The organism is Oceanobacillus sojae (assembly GCF_900162665.1).
GTDB classification, from domain to species: Bacteria; Bacillota; Bacilli; order Bacillales; family Amphibacillaceae; genus Oceanobacillus; species Oceanobacillus sojae_A.
This window is the reverse complement of sequence record NZ_LT727810.1, coordinates 751,540-768,346: the sequence shown is the minus strand read 5'-3', so window position 1 is coordinate 768,346 and position 16,807 is coordinate 751,540. Positions and strand designations below refer to the sequence as shown.

Annotated in this window: 15 protein-coding genes and 1 riboswitch; of the genes, 6 read left to right on the top strand and 9 right to left on the bottom strand. The window is 37.5% G+C overall.

Annotation, left to right across the window (positions count from 1 at the left end):
- Window positions 1-32: 32 nt before the first annotated feature.
- From menH to BN1068_RS07300, 3 genes are read right to left on the bottom strand one after another with little or no spacing between them, the layout of a single operon-like run.
- Window positions 33-815 carry a 2-succinyl-6-hydroxy-2,4-cyclohexadiene-1-carboxylate synthase gene (gene menH / locus BN1068_RS07310; protein WP_077602160.1) on the bottom strand — a complete coding sequence of 261 codons (783 nt, stop codon included), beginning with the start codon at window positions 813-815 and terminating at the stop codon, window positions 33-35.
- A complete protein-coding gene (menD, locus tag BN1068_RS07305; protein WP_077602159.1) occupies window positions 812-2,557 on the bottom strand; it encodes a 2-succinyl-5-enolpyruvyl-6-hydroxy-3-cyclohexene-1-carboxylic-acid synthase in 1,746 nt (581 codons plus the stop codon). The genes menH and menD overlap by 4 nt, the downstream gene beginning before the upstream one ends.
- A 4-nt stretch (window positions 2,558-2,561) precedes the next feature.
- Window positions 2,562-3,962, bottom strand: a complete 1,401-nt coding sequence (locus BN1068_RS07300; protein WP_077602158.1) for an isochorismate synthase — start codon at window positions 3,960-3,962, stop codon at window positions 2,562-2,564.
- Between the two features lie 312 nt (window positions 3,963-4,274).
- On the opposite strand from BN1068_RS07300, the gene BN1068_RS07295 reads away from it, so the two are divergent.
- Window positions 4,275-5,210 carry a 1,4-dihydroxy-2-naphthoate polyprenyltransferase gene (locus BN1068_RS07295; RefSeq protein WP_077602157.1) on the top strand — a complete coding sequence of 312 codons (936 nt, stop codon included), beginning with the start codon at window positions 4,275-4,277 and terminating at the stop codon, window positions 5,208-5,210.
- Between the two features lie 41 nt (window positions 5,211-5,251).
- Window positions 5,252-5,605, top strand: a complete 354-nt coding sequence (locus BN1068_RS07290) for a TraR/DksA C4-type zinc finger protein (RefSeq protein ID WP_077602156.1) — start codon at window positions 5,252-5,254, stop codon at window positions 5,603-5,605.
- A 344-nt stretch (window positions 5,606-5,949) separates the two neighbouring features.
- Here BN1068_RS07290 and BN1068_RS07285 read toward each other — a convergent pair whose 3' ends face one another.
- From BN1068_RS07285 to BN1068_RS07270, 4 genes are all read right to left on the bottom strand, one after another.
- Window positions 5,950-6,753, bottom strand: coding sequence for an alpha/beta fold hydrolase (locus BN1068_RS07285; RefSeq protein ID WP_077602155.1), 804 nt, complete (start codon window positions 6,751-6,753; stop codon window positions 5,950-5,952).
- A gap of 14 nt (window positions 6,754-6,767) precedes the next feature.
- A complete protein-coding gene (locus BN1068_RS07280; RefSeq protein ID WP_077602154.1) occupies window positions 6,768-7,850 on the bottom strand; it encodes a Gfo/Idh/MocA family protein in 1,083 nt (360 codons plus the stop codon).
- Window positions 7,851-7,880: 30 nt separating this feature from the next.
- The gene (locus BN1068_RS07275) at window positions 7,881-8,699 is read right to left on the bottom strand and encodes a sugar phosphate isomerase/epimerase family protein (RefSeq protein ID WP_077602153.1); all 819 of its coding nucleotides are present in this window, start codon (window positions 8,697-8,699) and stop codon (window positions 7,881-7,883) included.
- A gap of 97 nt (window positions 8,700-8,796) precedes the next feature.
- A complete protein-coding gene (locus BN1068_RS07270) occupies window positions 8,797-10,842 on the bottom strand; it encodes a PTS sugar transporter subunit IIABC (RefSeq protein WP_077602152.1) in 2,046 nt (681 codons plus the stop codon).
- Window positions 10,843-11,323: 481 nt separating this feature from the next.
- Here BN1068_RS07270 and BN1068_RS07265 point away from each other — a divergent pair, with 481 nt between their 5' ends.
- Window positions 11,324-12,076 carry a DeoR/GlpR family DNA-binding transcription regulator gene (locus BN1068_RS07265; protein WP_077602151.1) on the top strand — a complete coding sequence of 251 codons (753 nt, stop codon included), beginning with the start codon at window positions 11,324-11,326 and terminating at the stop codon, window positions 12,074-12,076.
- 205 nt (window positions 12,077-12,281) lie between these two features.
- Here BN1068_RS07265 and BN1068_RS07260 read toward each other — a convergent pair whose 3' ends face one another.
- Together BN1068_RS07260 and BN1068_RS07255 are read right to left on the bottom strand one after the other, a co-directional pair.
- The gene (locus BN1068_RS07260) at window positions 12,282-12,863 is read right to left on the bottom strand and encodes an ECF transporter S component (RefSeq protein WP_077602150.1); all 582 of its coding nucleotides are present in this window, start codon (window positions 12,861-12,863) and stop codon (window positions 12,282-12,284) included.
- A 163-nt stretch (window positions 12,864-13,026) separates the two neighbouring features.
- A riboswitch (FMN riboswitch) is annotated at window positions 13,027-13,150 on the bottom strand.
- Between the two features lie 93 nt (window positions 13,151-13,243).
- Window positions 13,244-14,308, bottom strand: a complete 1,065-nt coding sequence (locus BN1068_RS07255; RefSeq protein WP_077602149.1) for a M20/M25/M40 family metallo-hydrolase — start codon at window positions 14,306-14,308, stop codon at window positions 13,244-13,246.
- Between the two features lie 185 nt (window positions 14,309-14,493).
- On the opposite strand from BN1068_RS07255, the gene BN1068_RS07250 reads away from it, so the two are divergent.
- The 3 genes from BN1068_RS07250 to yugI all read left to right on the top strand — a co-directional run bounded on the left by BN1068_RS07250 (window position 14,494) and on the right by yugI (window position 16,742).
- A complete protein-coding gene (locus tag BN1068_RS07250; RefSeq protein ID WP_077602148.1) occupies window positions 14,494-15,048 on the top strand; it encodes a thioredoxin family protein in 555 nt (184 codons plus the stop codon).
- 132 nt (window positions 15,049-15,180) lie between these two features.
- Complete coding sequence (locus BN1068_RS07245) at window positions 15,181-16,179, top strand: potassium channel family protein (RefSeq protein WP_077602147.1); 999 nt, start codon at window positions 15,181-15,183, stop codon at window positions 16,177-16,179.
- 194 nt (window positions 16,180-16,373) lie between these two features.
- Window positions 16,374-16,742, top strand: a complete 369-nt coding sequence (gene yugI, locus BN1068_RS07240; protein ID WP_077602146.1) for a S1 domain-containing post-transcriptional regulator GSP13 — start codon at window positions 16,374-16,376, stop codon at window positions 16,740-16,742.
- Window positions 16,743-16,807: the final 65 nt, after the last annotated feature.

Below are 16,807 nucleotides of genomic sequence, written 5' to 3'. Positions count from 1 at the left end.
ACTCCTTTCAAGCTCAAGGCTTATGTAGTAATTTAATTTTCACCTAAGAACACATTTACCATTTTACCAAAGTTTCGCGATTTTTCCACATGAACAGCATGCCCTGCTTTTGGACAAATAATAAATTCTGCCTGTGAAATCTCCTTTTGCATCATTTTATTTATCTCAACAAACTTTTCATCCGCTTCACCGGCAATTAATAAAGTTGGTTTCGAAAGCTTTGGCAACTCCCTCCACCATGAGGGCTGAGCTCCTGTTCCCATAGCATGAAGGGACATTGCTAAACCTGCTTCAGCTTGAGAAAGACGTTCGTCTCTGATTTGTTTTTGCACAGCATCCGGCAGCTGTTTTTGCGTTGCGAACAGAGGAAGCCCCTGCCACATATTCACAAAATTCTCTACTCCATAATCTAAAATACGCTGCGCAAGCTTTTCATCCTTTTCTCTCCGGGCAAAACGAGCTGCCTCTTCCTTTAACCCTGGAGAGGAGCTCTCTAAAATAAGGGATGAAACATAATCCGGATAATACAGCGCAAAGCTTAACGCTGTTCTCCCCCCCATAGAATAGCCAATGACATGTGTTTTATTTATCCCTAATTTATCTAACAGATCCACTAGTAAGGAACAGCAATCTTCCATAGAAGAAATTTTACTATTTGTTTTCCCATGACCAGGCAAATCAACTAAAATACATTGATAGCTTGTTAAATAAGAACACGTCTCTCTCCACGTATCCTTTGTTCCTGTGAACCCGTGTAATAATAATACCGGCTCACCCTTACCAATGATTTCATATTGTAAGCCGTCTGCACTCATTGCCATCCCTCTTTTATTTCTTTCATAATCCGGGCCCATTTATCTCGATGCCAGGCAGCATTTTCAGCACGGTTTGTTTGCACTTCAATGATAGATAAACCCTTATTCTCATAACTGCGCTCCAGCTGTGTTTTTAACGCGCTCTCTGTGGAAGCAACTGAATAATCGGCTCCATATAATTCTCCTGCTTTTTCAAAAGGTAAATCAACCGGCGTGCCAAAAAGCGCTTCAAAATGTTTCTTATCATTTGCTTGCGGAAGGAAAGAAAATATTCCGCCGCCATTATTATTCACGAGCACAATGGTGATTGGCAGCTGGTATTGTTTCGCTGCCAGCAGCCCATTCATATCGTGGAAAAAGGATAAATCGCCAATCAGCAGCGTAACCCGCTCTCCGGAGGCGGCTGCTCCAACAGCACTTGAAATTACTCCATCAATACCATTTGCACCACGGTTGCAAAGAATCGAAACATTTTTCGAGGTTGTCATAAAAAAGCTGTCTACATCACGGATAGACATGCTGTTACCTGTATACAGTGCTGTATTATCGGGAATAACTTCTGCTATCCCCCGAACTGCCTCTCCTTCTGTAACCTGTGCCTCTTCGCCTGATAATAAATGCTGTTTGGCAATTTGATTGTATTTCATCCACTCAATCAGCCATTCCTCATTATTCTGCCTATCTGCTGATTTTTCTATCAGCTGATTACACATCTGCTTTGGATCAGCATAAATATAAACAGTATCATTCCCGGATGGATCACGGAAGCCTTCATTTTCTTCCACAATAAATTGTGGGATACTACTATTCTCTTTTATAAAGAACAAATATGCTTTTGATACGGGCATTGCGCCAAAGCGAATAATATAATCCGGTTTCAGCCGCTCACGAATATCTGGATCACGTAAGAAAGCATCATACCCTTCTATCACTTGGGTTTTATCATGTGCGCCTGTCCGTACTTGTGATAACGGATCAGCCAGGAGAGGAATATTCCAATGATGTGCTAACTGACACACACTTTCTGCAAAATCTGTATCCTGCTGTGGACCGCACACAAGGAGACCCTTTTGAGAAGAGCCAATAAGGTCTGTAAGTGCCCTTACATTTTCAGCAGCTAAATACTTCACGCCTTCCATTCTGCTTATGCCGGAAGTATTTTCATTCCTTTTCATCCCCCAAATATCAGGAAGCGAAAAGTCAGGTGTAAGTGGTTCCCGGAATGGAAAATTCACCTGCACCGGCCCCTTATTCCCCTGCTCTGTATAAGCAAAGGCCTGTGCTGCTTTTTGACGGGAGTACCTGAGCATTTGCAGTGACCCTTCCGGGGTTGCCATTTCATGAAACCATTTCACATAGTCCCCATACATTTTAATTTGCTCAATCGCCTGCGGAGCACCTACCTGACGTAATTCATGCGGGCGGTCAGCTGTCAAAACAAGCAATGGCACTCTGCTGTAAAAAGCCTCTACAATAGCGGGATAATAATTGGCGGCAGCTGTTCCGGATGTACATACCAGTGCTACTGGCCGATTCGTTTTTTTTGCTAAACCTAATGCAAAAAAGGCAGCTGACCGTTCATCAATTACAATCCATTCTTTAATAGATGGATGTTCAGAAAAAGTAAGTGCTAAAGGAGTAGACCTGGAACCGGGAGAAATAATGACATCTGTCATTCCATTATTCACCAGCTCATCAACAAAGTTTGCAGTATAACGTGTTAAACTTTCCGTATAATTCATTTCTCTAATCCACTCCTAAAACAGATAACATCGGCATTAATTTAATCTTAGTTTCTTCATATTCACTCTCGGGAACAGAGTCTTCTACAATTCCACACCCTGCAAACAGGGAGGCTTCATCCTTTTGAATAAGGGCGGAACGTAAAGCCACAGCAAATTCCCCATGATTATTACTGTCCATCCAGCCAATAGGCGCACCATACCAGCCCCGGTCCAATAATTCATTATCACGGATAAATGCTAAAGCATCCCGTCTCGGTGTTCCCCCAAGTGCCGGAGTTGGATGCAATCCGCTTATAATGGAAAAAATACGATGATTCTCTTTTAACTTTGCCCGCACAGGCGTATATAAATGCTGCAAAGTTTTGTACTGATGAACCACAGGCTCATCAGGAACCACTATATCCGTACAATATGCTTCCATCGTACTGCGAATCATTTGCACAACATAATCATGCTCTTCACGGTTTTTCGGATCTTGAAAAAGATTATTTGCTATTTGCTCATCTTCTTCTACTGTCTTTCCTCTTGGTGCCGTTCCTGCCAAACAGGTCGATAACACCTCATCATCCTTTACCTTCACAAGACGCTCAGGTGTTGCTCCAAGAAAACAATCCTCCCCCATCTCATAGCCAAACACATATGAATTGGGCTGTGTACTTACAAGCCGCTGAAGAATGTCTGGAATGTTTACTGACTGATTGAAATGTAACCGCACTTCTCTCGCAAGAACAATTTTATCAACTGCCGTTTTTTTCATAACATCCGTAGCTTTTTTAATCGTTTCTTTCCACAGTTCCGGTGCAATCTCCTGTTTGCTTTGAACACGTAATACTGATGCATTATGTGGGAGATCTGTATTATCTATCAACGCTTGACGGTTATTTTGTAATTCCTCTAATACAGTTGAATAAGTTTCCCCGGCACGGATGAGACGGTTTATAGTAAGGTAATAATTTCCATCTTCGTGCGTTAAAATATAACTCGGAACGGAAAAATGACTTTCAGGAAAATTTTTCCACAGCTTTGTCTGAGGCTTCAACGGATCAAAAGAAAATCCTCCCAGTGCGACAACTCCGGTTCCCGATGTATGGTAAGGATTATAGATAACAGCATCATCTAATAAAGCGTTCCATTCTTGCTCTACCTGATCATAGCGGTATCTGGAAGCCTCCGCAGATAATTCAAAAGCATGCCCTGCTCCCGCCAGCTGAAAAGCTTCCGTCGCGCTGGACCAAAATGTCCGTGGGAGCTCCAATATCCCGGCTTTTTCTAAAAATCTATATAAGTTGACTTGATTTATTTTTTCTGTATAACTAAACAGTTTATTTTTTTGATCTGTTTGAACTGACTGTATGGCAGCCTCCAATTCAGCTGTAAACTGTTTTTCTTTTACTTCAATCATGACGATAAACCTCCATAATAGTTGGACAGGTATTTAATTATCCTTTACTATTTTATGCCCTTTTCTCTACTTTCTCAAGAAAAGCCTTCTAATTCATTCAAATCCGTTATTCTTTTCCAATTTTCTGTCGATGAATACGACCTTTCCGAAGATGAATAAAGAAAACATTATAGAAAAGAAAATAGGTATTTAAAATAATAAAAAAGAATTACTTTCCTTCTTTAATTCTGTTGTTATTATAAAATAGGTTTGACACGCCCATACCACTTATCTAAAATAAATACGATATGGTTTTTTAGGAGGAAGCAGGTAATGACAACAAATGATTCAGCTAATATAAAAGAATTGTTAAATGAACGGGAAGGATTTCACAAATGGTGGCGTTTAATCCGGCCCCATACACTTACAGCATCCTTCGTCCCTGTTTTTGTCGGGACAATGATTGCTCTTAATGAAGGGACAATCAACTGGCTGCTATTTTTTGCAATGATGATTGCTTCTATACTTATTCAGGCAGCAACCAATATGTTTAATGAGTACTACGATTTTGTACGCGGTTTAGATAACGATCAATCTGTAGGAATCAGCGGGTCTATTGTCCGCGATGGGATGCATCCGAAACGAATCCGTAATATTGCCTTTATTTTTTATGCTATATCCGTTGGAATCGGTATTTACATATGTATAGCTTCCAGCTGGTGGATTGCAATTATTGGTTTATTTTGTATGGCAATCGGTTATTTATATACTGGAGGCCCTATTCCCATTTCCTATACGCCTTTTGGAGAATTATTCTCCGGTGTACTGATGGGATCAGTTATTATAGGGATTACTTATTATATTCAAACCTCTACTATTACAGTGGAAATGATTTGGATTTCCATCCCAATTACAATTTTTATCGGGTGCATTAACTTTGCAAATAATATCCGGGATCGCGATGGAGATGAAACAGGAGGTAGAAAAACCATCGCTGTGCTTATTGGCAGACCAAATTCCGTTAAGCTGCTTGGGATTTTATTTATTGTTGCTTTCTCTATAACAATTATTCTTATTCTCACCGGCATTCTTCCGGCTTGGTCCTTTCTGACGCTATTAAGCGCCCTGCCGGCAATCGGGGTGATAAAAGGATTTCAAGGAAAAACAAAAGCGATAGAGATGATGCCGGCTATGGCAAAAACAGCGAAAACCAATACGATATATGGTATGCTTTTAGGTCTCTCTTTATTGATTTCCGGATTATTGTAAAGCATGCGTGCATTCTGATCCAGAAAGGATGACACAAAATCATGCAAACAGAACATTTAACCAAAGAAGATATAGCTCTATTTAAGAAAAAGCTTTTAGAAATGAAAGAAGAAGCGGAAGGATATACTGCACAGGAAAATAAACAAGAGGATGAGTTGGCCTCTGTCAATAATCACCCGGCAGATTTAGGAACAGAACAGTTTGAACAGCAGCGGGATGCCGGCTTAGACCAGATGCGAAGAGAAGAGCTGAAGGATATTGAAGATACCTTACAAAAAATAGAAGACGGCACTTTTGGAATCAGTGAACAATCCGGCAAGCCTATCCCGAAAGAAAGGCTGGAAGTAATGCCTACAGCGAGAATTCTTGTTGAAGAAGCTCCAACCAATGATTAACAATATAAAAAATAGTTAGAGAGAGGTTAACCTCTCTCTAACTATTTTTATCATAATTAATTCAGTTAATGCAAATGAAAACAGACGATATGGTGTCTTACATCCCCCGGCTTAATTCAGCTTTTATTCTCACTACTAAGATTCTATGTTCTAATCAATTCATATTCTCTTCCACAATTAGAAATAAATACTTTTACAACCCTTTCCCCTGCATACACTACAATAACGATTTTCTCTACTTTAAATATGCTATACCATTTCAATAACAGCATTTGTTTGTACTGCCACGTTTGAGCCCTTAATCTAATTAAACAATGTTATTTACGTTCTCATCTACTAAACAGCTAGTCTGTGATAAATTTACGAATTTCTGTTACAGTATCCGTCTTATGCCTGCTCCCGGAAATCGTTTTCGATGTTATTTCTTTAAAAATTGAATCCGGGATACCAGCATGGAGTGTTTCCGCAAACTCAAGCGGATGCAATGGGTCTTTCTCAGATGCTAAAATCAAAGTTGGAACTGATATAGACTTCCAAACGTTTTTGCTGCTATTCGGACAATCTGATGGAATACAGATTAATTTTGGTGAAGTTTCTTTAGCAAAAGGGTAATCAAATTGTCCTAATAATGTTTTTCCGGCGTAACTGGAAATTCCGTTCATTTTTTGATAAATCACTGTTTGCTTAAATGTTCCTTTATTATCCGAGACAGCATCATCATTCAATATCTGATAAATTGTTCGAAAAGCTTCCTTTATTATCTCTGGCTGAGGCTGATCTTCCCAAGCTGGACGAGAAAAAACTAATTTTTGAATTCCTTTTGGATAGCGCAAGGCAAAATTCAAGGCCACCCCAGCACCAGTAGAGATTCCACCAATGATAAACCGGTCAATTTCCAAGAAATCGATTAGAGCTTTCACATCATCTGCAAATTGATGGAAACTCAGCTTACTAGTTTCACCGAAATGGATTGTTTTTCCATGTCCCCGAAAATCAATTGTGATACGTCTGATGTGTGGAATTTCATTCAAAATGTCCTGTGTTTGATTTACATCTCCGCCAAGTCCATGAAGAAATATAAAAGGTACTCCCTCGTTGCAATCATCCTGATAATAAAAATGGATCTCATCAAAATTAAATATAGGCATTCTTTATCTCCTCCCTATAGTTCCCCAGAAACAGAGTCCACCCGAACCTTTTGACCAGTTTTAACCGATTTTTGAACTGCCTGCATAATTTTCATTGTTTCAATACCATCAAAAACAGTTGCACCCCTTCCTTTTTCACCGGTCAATACGGTACGTGCAAAATCTTCAATTTGACGACGATAGAAATGGCCATCCGCAGCAATCGGACGATGATAACTGTCGTCTGAGGATTTAAATATTTCCACATCGCTTCCTTTAAAGAACCACGGATTATATGTTTTTGCAAGAATTGATCCATGCTCACCATAAACTTCAAAACCTTCATGCCAATCCATTCGAACTTGTAAAGTTAAATCTAACTGCCCAACAAACCCATTTTCATATTCCGCTGTTACAAGCCATGAATAAGAACCATATTTTTCAGTTAACCAGGCAGTAACTGCAATAATATTTCCACCTAAATAGCGTGCAGTATCAAATAAATGACTTCCATGACCGCGCATATAATAACGGCGCTTGTCCGCTTTCGGATTTCCGGCAGGCTTTTTCGCATTAGGTCCTTCTAAAATAATCGGCTGCACATTATCTGTTGTTGTATAACGATACGTGTTATCACAATACCAAGCTTTTAAAGCCAGCATCTCACCCATTTCCTGATCAATAAAATCCTTAGCTGCTTCAATTCCCGGATCAAAGCGTTTCATGTTTCCAACTTGAACATGCAGATTGGAATTCTTAACATGCTCTCCTAATTCTTCAACTTCTTCAATGGACATACCTAAAGGTTTTTCTACTAAAACCGGCTTACCTGCTCGAACTGCTTTCATAGTCATTGGAACATGAAAATTATCTGCAATTCCTATTACAATCGCATCAATTGCCGGATCAGCCAGCATTTCATCATAATCACGATAAAGTTTAGCAGGATGATAGATAGCATCCATTTCATTTAAAAGAAATTCATCCAGATCACAAATCGCGTAAAGCTCTGCATTACTTGATCTTCTAATGGAATCAAAATGCGCTGCTTGTGAAATTTGTCCCGCTCCCAATACACCAATTTTTACTAACTTATCTTCTTTTTTTATATCCGTCATATAACATTCTCCTCATTTATTTATATCAACTTAAAATTGAGCACTTTTTAATGCAAAGGCAATATCTTCTTCATCTAATCCATGCATAATCACCGGACCATCATAATATTTTTTTAATTCCTTTAAATATTGATTTAATGGAAGACTGCCTTTGCCAATAGGTGCAAATGTAACTTTTTCCTTGGAAACGAGGCAGTCCTTGCAATGGGCCACTGCAATATACTTACTCAGTTCCTTCAAAGAGCTGTTAATTTTATTTTCCAATTGGCCAATATCATCAACAGTTACAATATTGGCAGCATCAAACAATACTTTTAAATAGGGACTACGATAATGATTCATCAACCGCTTGGTATCCTCTACCGTACTAATAACATTCGCCTGTTCCGGTTCAATTACAATAGTCACTTCATTACGTGAAGCAATATCCAGCATTTCATCCAATGATTTGAACAAGTAATTCCAGGCTTTTTTGGTATGGTTATCAGGGTGCGGGCTCCAAAAATCTTCTTGATTAAAACTGCCTGTTGAAATAGAAACATATGGCACATTTAGGTTTTTGGCCGCCTCCACTACGTTTTTAAATCCTTCTATATTTTTTTTCCGTGTCTCGTTATTTAATTCTAGTGTGTTAAATGTCCCTGAGATGACAGAAATTGAAATCCCTGTCTTTTCACAAGCCTTCTGTATCTGCTCAAGAATTTCATTACTTACTTTTGAAGGCAGGCTGGGCAGCCCAACATTAGCAAAATTAAATTGTACTGTACTAAAACCAAATTCACGAATCTTTATAAAAGCTTCTTCTAAAGGGTATTTAACAAATACTTTAGAAAAAATTCCTTTCTCCATCAGGTAACCTCCTATTTTATTTTATAAATAAAACCTTTTAAAAAAGTAAATAATTGATTAATTTGATTGGAATCATATAAGTTATAATTAATTTCAATTAAAATTTGATCAGGTTTTTCTGACCAGCTTTAATTCTTCCTTTCACTGAAAGTTTAACTTCATACATTTCTTTGTCCAGATTAGTAAAGATAACTGGTGTAATCAGAGAATAACCTTTATTTCTGATTTGTTCTGAATTAATTTCAGCAATTAAATCATTTTGATTAATCACATCGCCTTCTTCAACCAGCAGCCGGAAACCTTCTCCCTCTAAATTAACTGTATCCAGACCAATATGAATAAGAACTTCATTACCAAAATTGTCGATAATAGAGATAGCATGTTTTGTTGGAAATACTCCTACAATTTTGCCTGACACGGGAGCGTAGATCACATTGTCCTGCAGTTCAATTGCAAAGCCATCCCCCATAGCTCTTGTAGAAAACACCTGATCCGGAACTTTATCAATTGAAATTATTTCTCCGGTTGCAGGAGCTGTGATATCTAAAAGTTTAGCTGGTTCTGATTGAACAGCTTTAGCAGTTTTTTCCGTCTCAACCATTGGCTCATAATCGTCTCCCCGAAGCTTTGCCAGTACGCCTTCTTTAATTCCAACTGCTGCGTTACCATAAATCACTTGAACGTTTTTACCTAAAATACTTACACCGGAAGCTTCTAATTGATCTGTGAAAATATCTTTATCAACAACTGCAGTATCTGCTACATCCACACGTAATCTGGAGTAACATGCATTCACATTACGAATATTTTCTTTGCCCCCTAAACCTTTGATAATATTTGTAATTTGATCGCCATCATAATTTACATTAGATTTTTTTGAGTTTTTATCTTTGTCTGTCATACGGCCAGGAGTCTTCAGATTAAATTTCACAATTGCAAATCTAAATAAGAAATAATTGATTGCAAAGAAACTTAGTCCTACCGGGATAAGAATCCACCAATGAGTCCGGGTTGTCAGTAAATTAAAGAATGCAAAATCCAGTAATCCTCCTGAAAAGGAAAGTCCTAAATGCGCACCCAATAAATTCATTGCTGTAAATCCCAGGCCGGTAACTACTGCATGAATTAGAAATAAAACTGGAGCTGTAAAGATAAATAGAAATTCAAGTGGTTCTGTTACACCAGCGATTAAAGAAGTTAATCCTGCAGATAATAAGATACCTTTCACTTTAGCTTTTTGTTCTTTTTTCGCTGTATGATACATTGCTAAAGCAATTGCCGGTATCGAGAATATTTTCAATACAAATAATCCATTCATAAAATTACCAACAGTAATTGGTACGTTATCTGCTAATTGAGAGAAGAAAATCAATTGATCTCCATTGACAACTTGCCCTGCGGCATTTGTATATTCTCCAGCTTGTAACCAAAATGTTGGCCACCATACGTGATTCATACCGAATGGAATGGTTAATCTTTCTACAAAACCAAACATAAAACCAGAAAAACCTGCGTTTAGATTTACAATAAATGTTGACAAATTATTAATTCCGCCTTGAATTGTCGGCCAAATGATAATCATTATAAATCCTAAAAAAAGAGCGCTAAAAGCAGTAATTATTGGCACACTTCTTTTCCCGGCGAAAAATGCTAATGATGTTGGCAGCTTAACATCGTGAAATTTATTAAATACAGTTGCTGAAAGCAGCCCAACAATGATACCTCCCAAAACGCCTGTTTGAACGGTTGGAATTCCTAAAATTTCTACATACATATCTGATTCAGCAACCATCTCTGGTGTAATCCCCATTGTTCCGCCAATGGTTACGTTCATAATCAAATAGCCGACAATAGCTGATAATGCTGCCACACCATCATTATTCGTTAATCCAATAGCTACCCCTGCGGCAAAAATCAACGGTAAATTAGCAAAAATAATATTTCCTGTAGCTAATAACACGTTAAAGATATTTTCCATCACTGGATTATCTGCAATAGGCATCATTTCCAAGAAAGCAGAATTTGTAAAAACTGTTCCTAAGGCTAATAGCAGTCCTGCAGCTGGCAAAATAGCAATGGGCGTTTGCAATGACGCGCCGATACTCGTCAATTTATTTACAAACTTCATAAGTAGATTTTTCATTTTGTCATCTCCCTAAAAATATTATTGATTTGCAGAAATAATTACTATTTTTAAATAATTAAAATTAATAAAGCCTATTCTTCTTATAGTTTCTATGACTTCAACCTTTGGGAACGCATACATTAAATTACCCATGTAAATCATACAATCACATTTTTGTGATACTGATGATAACTTATAAGTTCATGTCTCTTCATACTTTATATCACACCATTTTTAATTGTTTATAATTGAATCGAATTTAATATTATCGTTTTTAATTGAATGTGTCAATAAAAAGATATTGGATAGTCTGATATCAGCTGATTATAACTTCACTCATATTGACCTATCTTTCTATTTAAAAGATAGAATAGTAAATGTCTTCATAATTCCCGCTTTCATTAATAGTACTTCTTTATTTATTATGATATAATTATTTTTATAAATAGCTCGACATAAACAATTTGATTCAATTAAATACAATAAAAAGGTGATAAATATGCTAAAAAAAGAACGTCATATCTACATATTAGATAAGGTTCAATCTGAGGGAAGAGCATTGGTTTCTGAATTAACGAAGGAACTAAAGGTAAAGGAAGACACAATTCGAAAGGATATGCAGGAGCTGTCGGCAAATGGATTAATTAAACGGGTTCATGGTGGGGCATTAAGCATTGTTAACGACAAGGTAGACTTTAACACGAGAATTGATCAAAATGCTAAAGTTAAGGAAGAATTAGTCAAGCTTGCTGTACCTATTCTGGAAAAAGCGGATGTACTTTTTATTGATGGCGGCACGACTAACTTGAAGCTGGCTGAGAAGCTGCCTCAGTCTTATAAAGGGAGAGTATTAACGAATAGCCCTTCAGTTGCCTTTGCTCTAAGCAACCATCCTCATGTACAAATCTATGTTATTGGTGGTGAATTCAATAAGAATTCACACGTTAATACAGGTTCCTTTGCTATTAAAGAAATTGAGAGGATTCACGTAGAATTATGTGTACTTGGTATTTCATCAATTGATTCTAATCTTGGAATTACAGTTCCTCTTTTTGAAGAGTCCCTGCTAAAAAGTCAGTTAATTAAACAAAGTTCTCAAATACTTAGTGTGGTGACCAAAGAAAAGTTAGAAAAAGTCTCGACTTTCTTTGTCGAAAAAAGCAATGCTTTAGATTATCTCATAACTGAGAAATCTGTACCGGCTAATATCATTGATGCATATAAGCAAAATGGGATAGAAGTCTTGCAATAACAAACCATTTTTAACTTCAAGGATGATTTACAAAAATAAATGATATCTTTCACCTATTTTTTCAGAATATAGCACTTATTCATCTATTTGTTTTCATACACCAAAATAATTTACTCCCCTTTTATGAACTACTAGATAAAATAGAAAGAGGCCGGATTTGATCCGGCCTCTTTCTATTTTATTTCTCGGTTCTTTTTATATTGTATTATATAAACCTGGTCCGCTGCTGTTGAATCCAGCTCTGCAGCTTATTGAATAATGGGATAAATAAAATTCCGATAAAAATTCCTTTGATTATATTAAATGGCAGCACACCGCCAATAACGGCAATCCATTTCATTTGTTCAGACATTTCCCAGCCCATAAACCAGCCGTAAGCAGGTAAAATCAGATAGTAATTGAGCACACTCATACCGACTGCCATGATAACAGTACCTGTCGCTAATCCACTGATAAGACCTTTTAACCCTTTTATCCGGTGATAAATAAGCGAAACTGGTAATACAATCATTAATCCGGCAACAAAGTTAGATAATACGCCGATAGGCTCTCCTGATCCTGAAACAGCCAGATATAACAGGTTTTTAAATCCAACGACAAGTACCCCGGCCATTGGTGAAAAGATTAAGGATGCGATTAATGCCGGCACATCACTGAAATCCACTTTTAAATACGGTGTTGGTAAAAACGGCAGTGGAAAATTAAGAAAAAATAAAACAAGAGAAATAGTACTTAATAATGCGATAATAATTAACTTTAACAGCTGATTTCTTTTCTTTTTTTGCATCAGCTTACCTCCTCCATCATTTTTCCGATTCCAACTCGTGATGAAGGCACGATGCTATTCTTATCCTATAAGCAATTTAAAAACCCTAAAGCATAAGGGCTTTAGGGTTTGAGTCATCGCTAAATAGATACACAAAAAACATGCGTATGGTTAAAAACAAGCTCGACATCTTCTCCCATCCAGACTATCACTGTCGGTTCTGGAATTACACCAGATCAACTGTAACAAAGTACAGTTCGCGGACTATTTCCGCCGGTCGGGAATTACACCCTGCCCCGAAGATTGGAATCGAATATTAAATTACTTTAAGTATACCACAGCATATTCATTTGACAAGAGAAAAGTTTTTAATTCAAAGTAATTTTGGACATCCTCTTATTTTAAACATCATCGTGCAATGGATTTAAATCTTCATCCCCTGTCAGATTTTCAAGCATCGTTACTAATAATTCAATTTCCTTATCAATATCTTTCTTGCTTACGGTTTCCACTGGTGAATGCATATATCGAAGCGGCAGGGATACTAATGCTACCGGCACTCCTTTACCTGTGTAACGCATTTTATCGGCATCAGTTCTTGTTGCATCTGGTGTTAATTCATATTGTAATGGAATTGATTTTTCTTTTGCTGCTTTTTCCAGCCAATGATTGACTTTGCGGTGAATCGGTGCTCCTTTTGCTAAAACAGGACCGCCCTCCAAATGAACCTCAGCCAGCTTTTTCGGATCAACATTAGGATAGTCCGTTGCAAAGGTCACATCCACAGCAATCGCAAAATCAGGCTTTATTCCAGCCGCAGCAAAGTAAGCTCCCCCCATATTTGTCTCTTCGTTCACCGTGCTTGCACCGTAAACACCAATCGACAAATCTTTTTCAGACAGCTTGCGAATTACTTCTGCTACGATAAATGCTCCGGTACGATTATCCAGCCCTCTCGCGGAAATATACCGATCCTGTAATATCTCCGGATCTGTTTTTAACACACAGAGATCACCGATTTGAACCTTTTTAAGTGCCTCTTCCTTTGACTGAAATCCACAATCCATATAGAGGTCCTGCACACCAATATCACCTTTGCTTCCTCCATGATGCTGTGCATTGACACCAATGACACCTGTAAGTGTTTCCTGATATCCCAGCACTGTCACTCTCATACCAATAGCTGCTTTCGGATTGATTCCACCCAATTTTTCAAAGAATATAAAGCCCCGCTCATCAATACGCTGAATAATGAAGCCAATTTCATCACAATGCCCTGCTAACAGGACTTTAAATGGAGCATCCGGGTTAAGAACTCCGATTGCATTGCCCACATGATCTGTCTTGATTTCATCTGCATAATCTTTAACATAATTAATCCATTTCTTTTGTATTTCCATTTCCATACTTGATGGAGACGGAGTATGAAGTAAATCCATTAAAACATCATATTTTGTATCTGCCATGCTATAGCCTCCTATAAATGCTTGTCCAAAATTACGATGAAAAATTCAAGCCGTCATTTTCATTGTACTTTTTAAACATTCCCTATAAATTCTTCCTTATTCTTCCTTACAAGGTAACTTTGGTTTACCAATTCTGCAGAAGAAGGTAAACTAACTATATCAAATAATTGAAATGAGGGATATAGATGTCATTAAATGAATGGTATGAAAAAGGACTTGATCCAGATGAATATATTGAAGCAATGAATGTAAATAAAGATGATTTATTATACATTTATGATAACTTTTCATTACCTGCAGATGATGCCTTTTTTGAAGAAATCAGAAGTAAGAACCTAAGAGCGATTATCCTTACAGAAGATTGGTGCGGTGACGCGATGTTAAACATGCCGATTCTTCTTAAAATTTCAGAAGCTGCCAATATGCCTATGAAGGCCTTGCTTCGGGATGATAACCTTGAATTAATGGATCAATACTTAACAAATGGAACAGCCAGGTCTATCCCTATTATTATTTTTATTGATACAGAGGGGCAGGAAGCCGGTAAATGGGGACCAAGAGCTCCCAAAATCCAAGCATATATTGACGAAGCACGCGCTCAGCTTCCATCAAAAGAAGCCAGTGATTTTGAAGAAAAGCAAAAGCAAATGCACCGGTTTATTTCAAAATCCTATCGTGATAACCAGGATAACTGGTCTATTGTTTATGAAAGTATCAAAGAAACCTTAAAAACAATATAATTTTTTAAAAACGCTGATTTAAAAATATAAATTGGCGTTTTTTAATTATGTATATTTACAGATTCAGTTTTCAACGAATAACATCCCCTCCTAATCGCACATACTAACAAAAATAGATAGGAGGGTTCCCTGATGAATGAGCGTTTTCTGAAACTGCTTTACTATCGCATTCCTAATATCCTGAAACTGTTGCTTCTAGTTATAATTTCATTGTCGCTCTTCGGATATCTTATTTATTTAATTGAACCGCAGCGTTTTCCTACAATATTAGATGGAATATGGTGGGCACTTATTACAGGAGCGACTGTCGGTTATGGAGATTATGTACCTGTCACCTTGCCCGGCCGGCTAATTGCAGCATGCCTAGTTTTATCCGGAGGCGGATTAATTGCATTTTATATTGCCTCCATATCCACTACAGCCATAAAACGTGAAAAAAAATCCCAGGAAGGAAAACTTGCCTTCCATGGTACAAACCATTATGTATTCGTCGGTTTTAACGAACGAACCCGACAGCTCATTGACTTAATCATTCATCATTATCCGGATAAAAAAATTGTTATCATTGATCAGACTTTAACCAATCTTGCCTACACTAAGCTGCCGGTGCATTATATTAAAGGAAATGCAGCCGAAGATGCCATTTTGCATATGGCCAACATTAAGGCAGCTGCCTGTGTATTTATTGCTGCGGATAACCAAAAATCTGATTATGAATCTGATACGCATGCTATTCTGATTACCATTGCTATCCGGGGAAACAACCCTGACATACCTGTTATCTCAGAAATTCTATCTAAGAAGCAGATTGATAATGCCGCCCGTGCAGGTGCAACCACGATTATTCGGTCAAATGATTTTATGAGCAGTCTGTTTTTCCATGAATTAGATCCAGAGATACTAGCCACACCATTTGAGGATATTTATCATCTCCTTACCCAGCATAAATTTATTCACCGGCCTGTACCTGATGCACTTATTGGAAAAACTTATTTAGAAGCGGTAACTCCCTGCTTGGAAAAAGGATTTCTTGTAATCGGTGTACTTCGTGAAAAAGAATATATTCTCCATCCAGAAACTGCTTTTATCCTTCAAGAAAAAGATACACTTATTAATCTTGCCAGCCGGTAGGTTAGATTGGATATTTCCTATACTTTATGATAAAGTAGTATATTGTTGAAAAAAGCACGTGTTCAAAAGATGCAGAAAAAGATTTACATTTTTATTTACTAGCTTCATAGCTGGCATAAAAAGCTGCCTTTTCTTTTTCCATCCACTTTGGATAACTTAAAACAGAATTGAAAAAGATATAGGAGATGTTCAATATGACTACAAACGTAGAAGTAGGTCAAGTTTTAGAAGGAAAAGTAACAGGTATTCAGCCTTATGGTGCATTCGTTGCGATTGATGGTGACACACAGGGGTTAGTTCATATTTCTGAAATCATGCATGGATATGTAAAGGATATTAACGACCATTTAAGTGTTGGCGATACTGTTAATGTAAAAGTCATTCAAATCGATGAAGCAAAAGGAAAAATTTCTTTATCTATCCGCGCTACAGAAGAAGCACCAAAAGAAACTGCTAAACAGGAAAACACAGTAAAAAACAATGATTCCGGCAATGAATCAAGCGGTTTTAACATTCTTAAAGATAAGCTGCAGGACTGGATTGACCAGACACAAAATAAATAAAATAACAATGATCACACCACACAGGTATCTGAATTTTCTTCAGGCACCTGTGTTTTTTTATGAAG

What these genes read in the sequence shown, in the direction of transcription:
- menH (WP_077602160.1), bottom strand. Translation starts at nt 815, where the DNA reads ATGAGTGCAGACGGCTTACAATATGAAATCATTGGTAAGGGTGAGCCG.
- menD (WP_077602159.1), bottom strand. Translation starts at nt 2,557, where the DNA reads ATGAATTATACGGAAAGTTTAACACGTTATACTGCAAACTTTGTTGAT.
- BN1068_RS07300 (WP_077602158.1), bottom strand. Translation starts at nt 3,962, where the DNA reads ATGATTGAAGTAAAAGAAAAACAGTTTACAGCTGAATTGGAGGCTGCC.
- BN1068_RS07295 (WP_077602157.1), top strand. Translation starts at nt 4,275, where the DNA reads ATGACAACAAATGATTCAGCTAATATAAAAGAATTGTTAAATGAACGG.
- BN1068_RS07290 (WP_077602156.1), top strand. Translation starts at nt 5,252, where the DNA reads ATGCAAACAGAACATTTAACCAAAGAAGATATAGCTCTATTTAAGAAA.
- BN1068_RS07285 (WP_077602155.1), bottom strand. Translation starts at nt 6,753, where the DNA reads ATGCCTATATTTAATTTTGATGAGATCCATTTTTATTATCAGGATGAT.
- BN1068_RS07280 (WP_077602154.1), bottom strand. Translation starts at nt 7,850, where the DNA reads ATGACGGATATAAAAAAAGAAGATAAGTTAGTAAAAATTGGTGTATTG.
- BN1068_RS07275 (WP_077602153.1), bottom strand. Translation starts at nt 8,699, where the DNA reads ATGGAGAAAGGAATTTTTTCTAAAGTATTTGTTAAATACCCTTTAGAA.
- BN1068_RS07270 (WP_077602152.1), bottom strand. Translation starts at nt 10,842, where the DNA reads ATGAAAAATCTACTTATGAAGTTTGTAAATAAATTGACGAGTATCGGC.
- BN1068_RS07265 (WP_077602151.1), top strand. Translation starts at nt 11,324, where the DNA reads ATGCTAAAAAAAGAACGTCATATCTACATATTAGATAAGGTTCAATCT.
- BN1068_RS07260 (WP_077602150.1), bottom strand. Translation starts at nt 12,863, where the DNA reads ATGCAAAAAAAGAAAAGAAATCAGCTGTTAAAGTTAATTATTATCGCA.
- BN1068_RS07255 (WP_077602149.1), bottom strand. Translation starts at nt 14,308, where the DNA reads ATGGCAGATACAAAATATGATGTTTTAATGGATTTACTTCATACTCCG.
- BN1068_RS07250 (WP_077602148.1), top strand. Translation starts at nt 14,494, where the DNA reads ATGTCATTAAATGAATGGTATGAAAAAGGACTTGATCCAGATGAATAT.
- BN1068_RS07245 (WP_077602147.1), top strand. Translation starts at nt 15,181, where the DNA reads ATGAATGAGCGTTTTCTGAAACTGCTTTACTATCGCATTCCTAATATC.
- yugI (WP_077602146.1), top strand. Translation starts at nt 16,374, where the DNA reads ATGACTACAAACGTAGAAGTAGGTCAAGTTTTAGAAGGAAAAGTAACA.